Origin of the sequence: Micromonospora sp. NBRC 101691 (genome assembly GCF_030269285.1) — a bacterium.
Classification (GTDB): Bacteria; Actinomycetota; Actinomycetes; order Mycobacteriales; family Micromonosporaceae; genus Micromonospora; species Micromonospora echinospora.
The window spans coordinates 19,095-30,884 of the sequence record NZ_BSTB01000003.1 but is presented as its reverse complement, the minus strand read 5'-3'; the positions used below and the strand labels follow the sequence as shown (position 1 = coordinate 30,884).

Sequence of the window (11,790 nt, the reverse complement as noted above, 5' to 3'; positions counted from 1 at the left end):
GTGAATCCTGTCAACGAAGGTAACGCTTGACAGGTGTGACACACTGCGAACGTGCAGGAGACACCGACAATCACGGCAGCGGAGATCGCCCGGATCGCCGGGGTTGGTCGTGCCGCAGTCAGCAACTGGCGTAAACGACATGCGAACTTCCCCACCCCGGTGGGCGGCACCCCGGCCAGCCCCGAGTTCGACCTCACCCAGGTCGAACAGTGGCTTCGCGTGCAGGGCAAGCTTCCGGAGCTGGCGACCGTCGACCGGCTCTGGCGGCACCTCGCCACCGCGAGCCCGTCACCGGCCGTCGGCTTGGCTGCCGTCGGCCAACTGCTGCTCGCCCGACATAGTGGTCAACGCAGCTGCCCAACCGACCCGCAGGTGGTGCCGCTACTGCCCGACCTCGACGCCCTGGTCGACGAGCTCGGGCCGCAGGGTGCCTTCGACGCGCTGTGGCAACAGTTCTCCGCCCCCGGGCCGGGCCGCCCCTTCGCCACCCCGGACGACGTGACCGACCTGATGGTGGCGCTCGCGGACGTCAACGCTGGCACCGTCCTGGATCCGGCAGCCGGCTCCGGTGCCGTCCTGCGTGCCGCCGTCCGCGCCGGCTGCGCCTCCGCCCACGGGCAGGAGCTTGACGAGGGTCTGGCCCGGCTCGCCGGCCTGTGGCTCGCCCTGCGCGACGTACCCGGGGAGGTCAGCACCGGTGACTCTCTGCGCTCCGACGCGTTCGTCGACCGTACTTTCGACGCCGTCGTCTGCCACCCGCCCTTCGGGGTCACCAACTGGGGAGACGACGAGCTGGGCCACGACCCACGCTGGATCGTCGGCAGCACTCCACGCACCGAGCCGGAGCTGGCATGGGTCCAACACGTTCTCGCCCATCTGCGCGTCGACGGGCATGCGGTGCTGCTGATGCCACCCACCGTCGCCGGCCGTCGAGCCGGTAAGCGGATTCGCGCCGAGCTGCTGCGCCGAGGTCATCTACGTGCCGTCGTCGCACTTCCGCCCGGCGTGGCCGCACCGCACAACGTCCCGCTGCACCTGTGGGTGCTCCGGCGGGCGACACCGGACGCGCCACCGCCGCAACGAGCGCTGCTGGTCGACGCTGCGACAGGTGAGCCGAATGTCACCTATCCGCGGATCCTGGAAGTGTGGCGGACGTTCGTCGCCGCGCCGGATGCTGAACTCGAGGAGCCGGGATTCGCCCGCGCCGTGCCGGTGATCGACCTGCTCGACGAAGAGGTCGACATCACCCCCGTCCGTCGGCAGCCCACGGTCACCGGCGGGGACACGGGCGTACAACTGGCCGGCGTCCAGCAGCGTCTGGCCGCCGCCGTCGGCAACCTGCCGGCGCTAATGCCACGGGTGACACCCGTGGACGACAGCAGGCCCGCACCGGAGACCATGGCCGTCGCTGAACTGGCGCGTAGCGGCGCACTGCAGATCATCGGACCGGTACGGACCGGGTCTCCGGCGGAGCGGGACGGCACGGCCCCGGGCGAAGGGCCGCCAACGGTGCTCACCGGACAGGACGTTGTCAGCGGAATCGAGGCGTCCGGCCACGACAACGGCAGCCTGGCCGAGCGGATCGACCTGCGGCCCGGCGATGTCGTCGTGCCGGTGGCAGCCCGACGGTTGGCCTCCCGAGTCATCACCAGGGACGGACTGCTGCTCGGCCCGGGTCTTTTCCTGCTCCGTCCCAATCCGGTCGCTCTGGATCCGTGGTTCCTCGCCGGGCAATTGCGCAGTACGGCCAACGACCGGCAGGCCACCAGCCTGTCCGGCACGAGGATTGACGTCCGCCGCGCCCAGGTCCGGCGTCTTCCCCTGGAGGAGCAGCCCGCCCACGGCGAGGTGTATCGCCGGCTGGCCGAGTTCGAGTTGACGGTGCGAGAGGTCGCGGCGCTCGGCGGCGATCTTGTTCGACTTACTGCCGACGGCTTGGCCGGCGGTCTGCTGCGGCCCGAGCGGGACCAGCGATGATCGGGCTGGCACGAGTCGGCGGAGGGCAGAACGGTGAGTCGGTCACGCTGCCGCACGACGCAGCCCCCTTCGACCGGGGCGTGGTCGAGGGCGGTCTGACTCCGGGGGAACGCGACTGGATCCGTCGGCGGCGCCAGGAACAGGCGCAGGCGTCCGGATGCCGGTACGCGGACGTGACCGAGCTGACGGACCAGCACCGGATTTCCGTCGACCTGACACGCTGGACGCAGCTCGGCCAGCACCTCCCGGTCCAACCGGGCACGGGGCGGGTGCCGGTGAGCCGGCGTGACGTCACAGACGTCGCACGGCAATGTCGGGACAACCGGGTGTGGTTGCCGTTGCTGGCCGCTTCCTTCGCCTGGGGCTGGGGGCAGCGGGGCTTCGGCCCGACCCGCCTGACCTGGATTCTGCACGGCAACACCCGTTGGCCGGCGCCTCCGCCAGGAGAGGTCGAGCGCCGCCTCGCGCGCGCCGTCGACGTCCTCGACCACGAAAGCGCCTGGTCTGCCTACCGGTACCTCGCGGAGGAGGGCAAGGTCTGCGGTCTCGGTCCTGCCTTCTTCACGAAGTTCCTCTACTTCGCCGGCCGGGCCGACGAGCGCCGGAGCGGGGCGCTGATCCTGGACGACCGGCTGGCGCGACGAATGCGGGGCTTCTGGCTGCGTCGCGCCGACGAGCCGTACGCGGTACAGGGGGAATCCCCGTACCGGCTCTGGCGAGGGTCAGTGTGGTCGCCGTACCGCTATCACGTCTATCTCGCCTTCCTCGGTCGGGCGGCCGTCCAACTGGCGGCGGACGGCGAGCAATGGACACCCGAGCTGGTAGAGCTGCTGCTCTTCCGCAGTGATCCCGATGCGACCGGGGCCGAGTTGTCGTTCAGCTGACTGCGGGGTCCCGTTGACGGGACCGAAACAGGGTGGTCTCCGGGTCACCCTCAGATGGGCCGTAAAGCGAGCAAACAACCCTTTCAGTGGACCCTCCGTCATCTTGGGTGGACGTAGGGTCGCGGGGTTCACGTGGGGGCGATACGAAATGGGAGCACCATGCCGAGCATGACGTCGGCCAAAGCCGACGAACTGGCGGTCAGCAAGCTGGTCGCAGTGCGGGGCCAGCGCTGGGTTGTCAGCAACATCGAGCCGGCCGGGCAGTGCACGCTGGTTACGTTGCAGAGCGTCGAGGACGGCCGCTACGGCCACACCCTCGACGTCATCTGGGAGGTCGAACCGGGCCGTGAGGTGCTGCCCAGCGGCTCGCTGCCCCAGGTCGCCGCGGACACCTTCGACTCGCCGCAGCGGCTGGCAGCCTTCCTCGACGCGGTCCGCTGGTCGGCCATCACCTCGGCTGACGTGAAGACGTTGCAGGCGCCGTTCCGCTCGGGCGTCGCCATCGAGGACTACCAGCTCGAACCTGTCGCCCGCGCGGTCGACGCGCCACGGGTCAACCTGCTGCTCGCCGACGACGTCGGTCTCGGCAAGACCATCGAGGCCGGCCTGGTCGCCCAGGAGCTGCTGCTGCGGCACCGTGCCCGCCGCATCATGATCGTCTGTCCGGCCGGTCTGACCCTGAAGTGGCGGGACGAGATGGCCGAGAAGTTCGGCCTCGACTTCGCCATCGTCGACTCCGAGCGGTGCGCCGCCGTGCGCCGCAGTCACGGCTCCGCGGCGAACCCGTTCGAGATCCACCCGCTGAGCATCGTCAGCCTGCCGTGGCTGCGCGGGCAGAAGGCGCAGCGCCTCCTCGACGAGGTGCTGCCCGCCGACGGCCCGACCTATCCGCGCACCTTCGACCTGCTGATCCTCGACGAGGCCCACCACGTCGCCCCGGCCGCACCCAAGCAGATCTACGCCGTCGACTCGCAGCAAACCAAGCTGATCCGCCGACTGGCCCCGCACTTCACCCACCGGCTCTTTCTCTCGGCGACCCCACACAACGGCTACCAGGCGTCGTTCACCGCGCTCCTGGAGATCCTCGACAACCAGCGGTTCGCCCGTGGGGTCAGGCCCGACCCGGCTGCGGTCAAGGACACCGTCGTCCGCCGGCTCAAGCGCGACATCGAGGAGGACGGCAAGCCTCGCTTCGTCGAACGACAGGCCTACGCGATTCCGGTCGCGTACCCGGCGGACGAGCGGCAGATCCACGCCCTGCTCACCCGGTTTGCCGAGCTGCGGCGCAAGCGCCTGCACTCTCAGCGCGGTCGCAGGGCCACCGACCTGGTGACGCTGCTGCTCAAAAAACGGCTCTTCTCCAGTCCGGCCGCGTTCGCCCATACCCTCCGCGTCTACCTCGACACCCTGGCCAACCGGAAGGGCTCACCCAGCCTGGCCGCCGGGGACGACGTCCCGGAGTGGATGGACGAACTTATGGAGGACATGGCCACCTACGACGACGAGCAACTCGCCGAGGCGGAGGACGACGCACTTAACCGCGTCCGCCCGTTGCAGCCGGACCCCACCGACGACGAGACGGCCCTGCTGGAGAAGATGCTCAACTGGGCGGAGCAGAAGGAGGCCCGGCCCGACGCCAAGGCCCGCGAGCTGATCACCTACCTGACCGCGATCTGCCGTCCCGACGGCCGGCACTGGACCAACGAGCGGGTCGTCGTCTTCACCGAGTACCGCGACACCCAGACCTGGCTGGCCGACCTGCTCCGGCAGGAGGGCCTCGGCGGCGACGGGCTCGCGCTGCTGCACGGTGGCACCCCCGGCGACGAACGGGAGCAGATCCGGCTGGCGTTCCAGGCCCACCCCACCGAGCGTCCGGTCCGGATCCTGCTCGCCACCGACGCCGCCAGCGAGGGCATCGACCTGCAGAACCACTGCCACCGGCTGGTCAACTACGACATCCCGTTCAACCCCAACAAGCTGGAGCAGCGGATCGGCCGGATCGACCGGTACGGGCAGCAGGTCGCCCCGGAGATCCAGCACTTCGTCGGCACCGGCTTCGGCAAACCCGTCGGCGCGTTCGAGGCCGACCTGGAGTTCCTGTCCCGGGTTGCCACGAAGGTCGCCCGCATGGAGGAGGACCTCGGCTCCGTCAACGCCGTCCTCTCCGACGCGGTGCAGCGGCGAATGCTCGGCGAGCAGGTCAGCGTCGACCTCGACAAGGCCGGTCGCAACAGGGCCGCCGGCACCCTGCCCACGGAATCCAACCTGCGGGAGCAGGTCCGCCGGCTCCGCGCCGACCTGGACAAGACCGTCGAGGAACTCGGCATCACCCCGCCGGCGGTCAAGCGGGTCGTGGACACCGCCCTGGAACTGGCCCGCCAGCAGCGACTCCAGCGGCACACCGACGACAGACACCTGCTCGACGGCCTCTACACGGTGCCCCCGCTGACCGGCTCCTGGCAGCGCGCCGGAGCCGGGCTCACCGCCAAGCTCATGGACGCCGACGAACCGCCCCGCCAACTGCCGGTCACCTTCAACCCGCAGGTGGCCAAGAAGGACCGCGACGGCATCGTCCTCGCCCACCTCAACCACCCCCTCGTGGCCATGTCGACCCGGCTGCTGCGCGCCGCCGTCTCCAACCCCGACATCGGACTGCACCGGGTCACCGCAGTGGTCAGCGACGACCCGACGCTGGAGGACGTGCTGGTCGGGGCGTACTCCCGGTTCGTGCTGGTCGGCGCGGACGGCGTCCGGCTGCACGAGGAGGTCCTCCACGCCGGCGGTTGGGCCCCCGAACAGGGCCGCTTCCGCCGCCTGGAGAACCTCGGCACGCTCAAGGGCATCCTCGACCAGGCCCTGACCACCGGTACCCCGGCCTCCCCGGTCGTGCAGACGCGGCTCGCCGAGCGCTGGCCCCGCCTCCGGGACGGCCTGCTGTCGGCCATCGAGTGGCGGACCAGGGCCCGGCAGGAGTCGCTGGAGCGCAAGCTCGCCCAGCGGCAGGAGGCCGAGCGGCAGCGCATCATCCACAACCTCGACCAGTTCGCCGCCACCCTGCGCGGCGCGCTCGACGCCGACGACAGCGAGACCGAACAGGCACTGATCAGCCGCGCCGAGGCGAGCAAGAGCAAAGAGGAACTCACCCAGTACCGCAAGGACCGCCAATCCTGGGAGGACCGACTGTTGGCCCTCGAAGCCGAGCGCGACCGCGAACTCGAAGCGGTTGACGCCCGCTACCGCGACCCGAAGGACCACAGCTTCCCGGTGGCCGTGGTCTTCGTCGTACCGAGGCGGGAGGCCATCCGATGAGCCGCACCGTCCGGCGCACCGCCCCCGACGGGGTCGAGCAGCACCGCAACTGGCTGAGCCTCGTCGAAGTCAGCGGCCCGTTCCTCAGCCTGCCGGTGCTGCGCCGCACCTGGCCCACCCTCGACACCCTCGACAAGCGCAACCGCGAACGGCTGCGCCAGCAGCACACCACCTGGCAGGCCGACACCGCCGCAAGCCAGGTCGACTGGATCGGGTACGTGCTGGACGAACTGCTCGGCTGGGGCGACGCCCGGCACACCGATGGGCTCGACGCGCTGGCCCACACCGCCGCGGAGCACGACACCGAGCTGCGGCCGTCGTTCGTACTGGTCGAGCCGGGGGAGCCGGTGAAGCCGGACAGCGTACGGCTGCTCGGCCTGGTCTGTCCGCCCGGCCAACAACCCACCGCCCGGGTCAAGGGCTCCACCTGGGCCGCCACGCCCGCCGACCGGCTCGCGCTGCTCTGTCGGCACCACCACGTCGAACTGGGCCTGGCCACCGACGGACGCTGGTGGACCCTGGTCTGGGCGCCGCGCGGCGGCGTCACCACCACCGCCACCTTCGACGCCGTCTCCTGGCCGGAGGCGGCCGAGCGGGACGTGGTCCGGGCCTTCGTCTCGCTGCTGTCCCGGCACCGCTTCTTCGGTGTCCCCGACGCCGAACGGCTGGTGCCACTGCTGCGGGACAGCCTCGGCAGCCAGGAGGAGATCACCGAGGCCCTCGGCGTCCAGGTCCGCCAGGCCGTCGAGCTGCTCGTCGCCGCGATCGGCCGGATCGACGTACGTGAACGGGACGCCGGCGGACACGGCCTGGCCCACGTCGAGGCCCACGAGGTCTACCGCGGCGCGGTCGCGGTGATGATGCGGATAGTCTTCCTGCTCTTCGCCGAGGAACGCCGGCTGCTCCCCGCCGACAACGAGCTGTACGCGGCGGCGTACTCCGCCGGGCGGCTCTGCGCCGAGCTGGAACAGCGGGTCACCGAGGGCAGCGAGGAGGACCTGGAACACAGCTCGGCTGCCTGGCACCGGCTGCTCGCCTTGTTCACCGCCGTCTACCACGGCGTTGACCACCCCCGGCTCACCCTGCACGGTCACGACGGGTCGCTCTTCGACCCCAAGCGGTACGCCTGGCTGCCGCTGGCCATCGACGACCGGACCGTGTTGCACATGCTCCGCGCGGTGCAGTACGTCCAGGTCGGCACCGGCCGGTCCCGGGAACGCCGCACGGTCAGCTTCCGCACCCTCGACGTCGAGCAGATCGGGTACGTCTACGAGGGCCTGCTCTCCTTCGAGGGCTTCCGCGCCCAGGACGTCACCGTCGGGCTGATCGGCAAGGAAGGGCTGGAGGCCGAGGTCAGCCTGGCCGATCTGGAGGCGCTGCGCGACCGGCACCCCGATGTGTCGGAGCTGGCCAGGGCGCTCGCCGAGCAGTACAAGGACTCAAAGATCGGGTCTGTCGCGGCGCTCACCAGGAAGCTCGCGCCCCTCGACGGGGTGGAACGCGAGGAGGCCCGCAGGAAGCTCCTCGCGGTGACTGGCGGCGACTACCCGCTCTCCGAGCGGCTGCTGCCCTTCTTCGGTGTGCTGCGGGCGGACCTGCGGGGCCTGCCGGTGGTCATCCTGCCGGGCGCGCTGTTTGTCACCGAGTCCGCGCTGCGGCGCAACACCGGCACCCACTACACGCCGCGCTTCCTCGCTGAGGAGGTGGTCGAAGGCGCGCTGGAACCTTTGGTCTACGAGCCCGGCCCGTTGCAGACGGCCGACAAGTCGCAGTGGAAGCCCAAGTCGAGCAAGGAGATCCTCACCCTCAAGGTCGCCGACATCGCCATGGGCTCGGCGGCGTTCCTCGTCGCGGCGGCCCGCTACCTCGCCGGTCACCTCGTCTCCGCCTGGGCGCGGGAGGGTGACGAACTCGCGCTCGCCTACCAGCAGCGCGACGTCGACCGCACGGTGGACGCCGGCGACGACCCCCTCGTCATCGAGGCCCGCCGGCAGATCATCGAACACTGCCTGTACGGAGTGGACATCAACCCGATGGCCGTGGAGATGGCGAAGCTCTCTCTCTGGCTGGTCTCCATGGATCCCCAGCGCCCCTTCACCTTCCTCGACGACCGTTTGGTCGCCGGTGACGCGCTGCTCGGCCTCGGGAACACGGCGACCCTGCCCGGGAAGGCTGCCGGTGACCTGCGGCTCGAGCGTGACCTCTCCGAAGCCCGGGACCTGCGCCGGAAACTCGCCGCACTGCCGGACCGACTGGACACCCTGGCGGAGAAGCGGCGACTCCTGGACGAGGTACGCACGGTGCGAAAGCGCGCCGACGCGTACGCCGACCTGGTGGTGGGCGCGCAGCTCGCGTCGGTGAAGCGCGGCCAGGACCCGGTCGTGATCGCCGCACGGGTCGGCGCGCTGGCCCAGCAACTGGCCAAGGGCGGCAAGGTGGACCCGCTCATCGAGCAGGCGCGGTCTTGGCTCTCCCTCGACCGGCCGGACGGCGGATTCGACCGCGATCCGCTGCACTGGCCCCTGGAGTTCCCCGAGGTCTTCGAACAGGGCGGCTTCGACGCGATTATCGGCAACCCGCCATTTCTTGGCGGCAAGAAGATCAGCGGACCATTGGGCACGGCGTACCGGGAGTATCTCGTCGCGGTGCTCGGGCGAGGCGTGAAGGGAAACGCCGACCTGGTCGCCTACTTCCTTCTCCGGGCACACGAACTACTCAACCCCGGTGGTCAGACTGGGCTGATCGCCACCAACACCCTGGCTCAGGGTGACACCCGGGAAGTCGGCTTGGACCAAGTTGCGGAAAATGGAACTTCGATCCGAAGATCAGTTAAGAGCAAGCCTTGGCCATCGGTTTCAGCTGCGCTTGAGTATTGCGCTGTTTGGACTACTCGACGGTCAATTGGTCGGGATGTTGTCTGTGTAGCCGACGGAGTTTCTGTGTCCGGAATCACCACGTTTCTTGAACCTGCATCCCGTGCTTCAGGGCCGGCTGCACGGTTGTCTGGCAGCGCTGGTGTTGCTTACATAGGTAACCTGGTTAATGGCATTGGATTCGCGATGTCCGAAAAGGAGGCGGCGGATCTTGTCGCTACTGATGGACGCAATCAAGAGGTGCTTTACCGATATCTGAACGGACAGGACGTCAACTCCCGATCCGACCTATCGGCAAGTCGGTGGATTATTGACTTTCGGGGCTGGCCGTACGATCGTGCCTGTCTTTATTCGGCCTGCATGCAGCGAATCCGGACCCTCGTTAAGCCTTTGCGTGACCGGCTTCCCGACGCTAAGCGGGCCACTCGCGATAAGTGGTGGCAATATGAGAAGCTGGCGCCAGGATTGCGCGCTGCAATTGCGAAGCTTGATAGGGTTGTCGTAATCACGCTCGTCAGTAAGACGGTTATGCCAGTGATGGTGCCCACCGGTCAGGTTTTCTCGCACAAGCTCGGCGTGTTCGCGACGGATGACGCGGCAATGTTGGCGTTGTTGTCGAGTGCACCTCACTACTGGTGGGCTGTCAGGCGAAGTTCGACAATGAAGGCTGACCTCAACTACTCGCCGTCGGACGTGTTCGAGACGTTCGCGTTGCCGGATCTGACGGCTGAGTTGCGGGCCCTGGGTGACCGGCTCGACACGTACCGGCGGGACGTGATGCTCAGCCGGCAGGCGGGGCTGACGGCGACGTACAACCTTGTCTTTGACCCGGCTTGCCAGGACGACGACATCGTGGAGTTGCGGCGGATCCACCGGGACATCGACGTGGCGACCTGTCGGGCGTACGACTGGGACGACCTGGTGGAGCAGGGCCTTGACCACGGCTTCCACAAGGCCGGTGCCTATACCCGCTACACCGTCGGTCCGGCCGTCCAGCGGGAGATCCTCGACCGGCTGTTGGAGCTGAACCACCAGCGCTACGCCGAGGAAGAGGCGCAGGGCCTGCACGACAAGAAGAAGTCCGCCCGCAAGGCACCGCCCGGCTCCGCGACCCTGTTCTGATCCGCGTACCCCTCCCGGAGGCTTCCTTCCCGTGTTCGTTCGTGGCCAACTCACCCGTCAGTGCGGCGTCGACCCGCGTGGCCTGACCTTCGCCTTCCTCAACCTGGAGACCACCGGCCTGCACCCCAACAAGGGTTCCCGGGTGTGCGAGGTGGGCATCGTCCGGATGCGTGGCGACGGCGTCGTGCTGGACGAGTACTCGACGCTCGTCAACCCGGGCATGCGGATCAACAACGAGGAGTACCACGGGATCACCAACGTGGACGTCAGGCACGCACCCGCGTTCCAGGACGTCGCCGGGGACGTGCTCGCGTACCTGGGTGGTGCGATCGTGGTGAGTCATCACCTGGACTACGAGGAAAAGTTCCTCGTCGCCGAGTACGGGCGGCTCGGCGTCACCCTCCAACGTGTGCCCGGGATGTGCACGCTCGTCGCCGCGCGCACCCAACTCGACCGGTGGGGCTACAAGTTGGACAACGTCGCCAACCTGATCACCGGCGAGTGGCCGACGGCGTTGCACTCCGCGCTCGGTGATTCCCGCGCGCTCGCCGGTACGCTGGCGAAGCTCATCGCCGAAGCGCCGCAGCCGCTGTCCTGGGTGGGGCCGCCGCCGGTGCCGCTGCCCGGTCTGCCGCGTACCGGGATCGTCGCCCCGCGCGCCGCCGGGCTGCGCAAGGGCACCGAGGGGTGGTTGGCCACTCTCACGGCGCGGCTGCCGTACATGGCGTCTTCTCCGCCGCCCCGGCCGGAAGGGTTGCGTGACTACCGGGCGTTGCTCGCCCACGCGCTCGCCGACGGCCGGATCGTCGGCGAGGAGGCGGCGCAGCTCGCGGTCACCGCCGCTCGGGCCGGGCTGACTCAGAGCACGGCGCGTCAGGTACACGTGGAGTTCCTGGCCGAGGCACGGGCCCGCGCGGAGGGCGACGGTGTGGTTACGTCCGTCGAACTCAAGGAGCTTCAGCGGGCGGCGAAGGAACTCGCCGCGTCGCACCTGATCAGCGACCTGGAGGAGGCCGCTGCCGCGAACCGGGCCAGGAACAACGGCCCGCTCAAGGGCTGGCGCATCCTGCCGGTCGGCGACTCGGCCGACGTCACCGAGGTGGTCGACTACGCGGTCGAGCAGGGCGCGAAGGTCGCTGTGAACGTCACCAAGACGGTGCGGCTCGTCATCGACGGCGGTGCCGGGCAGGACGACCCGCGGCTCGCCAAGGCAGTCAGCGCCGGTATCGACATCATGTCGCCTGATCAGGCGCGCAAAGTGATGGAGGCTGAGGCGGCGAAGGTCCGGGGTGGACTGTTTGCTGACGGCGGCGGCGCGCAGGTCGCCGGCCGGATCGCTGCCGAACGCGCTGCGGGAAGTCGTCCCAGCCGTCCCGAGTGGCACGAGTTCTGGCGGTCGCGGGAGCTGACTCCCGCCGAGTACCACGCCAGGTTCGTCGAGCGGCACGACGACTGGGACGAGACGTCCACGATCCGGATTACCGTTCCCGTAACCGCACGTGTGCCGGCTGCTCCGGTCATGACCGCCGAGAAGAAGAGCGGGTGCGCGGCGGTGATCGCCGTCGGTGGTCTGCTCGTCGGCGGTGCCTTCGAGCTGGCCCGACAGTTGATCGTCTGACGGATTG

5 protein-coding genes are annotated in these 11,790 nt (G+C 69.2%); all 5 read left to right on the top strand.

From position 1 onward, the window contains the following. Positions 1-51 precede the first annotated feature (51 nt). Positions 52-1,977 carry an N-6 DNA methylase gene (locus QSK20_RS06720; RefSeq protein ID WP_285787698.1) on the top strand — a complete coding sequence of 642 codons (1,926 nt, stop codon included), beginning with the start codon at positions 52-54 and terminating at the stop codon, positions 1,975-1,977. Beyond that, entirely contained in the window at positions 1,974-2,861 is an 888-nt protein-coding gene (locus QSK20_RS06715; protein ID WP_285787697.1) for an 8-oxoguanine DNA glycosylase OGG fold protein, read from the top strand. Before QSK20_RS06720 ends, QSK20_RS06715 begins: the two co-directional genes overlap by 4 nt. A 168-nt stretch (positions 2,862-3,029) precedes the next feature. Then, positions 3,030-6,170 carry a DISARM system SNF2-like helicase DrmD gene (gene drmD / locus QSK20_RS06710; protein WP_285787696.1) on the top strand — a complete coding sequence of 1,047 codons (3,141 nt, stop codon included), beginning with the start codon at positions 3,030-3,032 and terminating at the stop codon, positions 6,168-6,170. Next, positions 6,167-10,165 carry an Eco57I restriction-modification methylase domain-containing protein gene (locus QSK20_RS06705; RefSeq protein WP_285787695.1) on the top strand — a complete coding sequence of 1,333 codons (3,999 nt, stop codon included), beginning with the start codon at positions 6,167-6,169 and terminating at the stop codon, positions 10,163-10,165. The genes drmD and QSK20_RS06705 overlap by 4 nt, the downstream gene beginning before the upstream one ends. A gap of 31 nt (positions 10,166-10,196) precedes the next feature. Beyond that, complete coding sequence (locus QSK20_RS06700; protein WP_285787694.1) at positions 10,197-11,783, top strand: 3'-5' exonuclease; 1,587 nt, start codon at positions 10,197-10,199, stop codon at positions 11,781-11,783. Positions 11,784-11,790 lie beyond the last annotated feature (7 nt).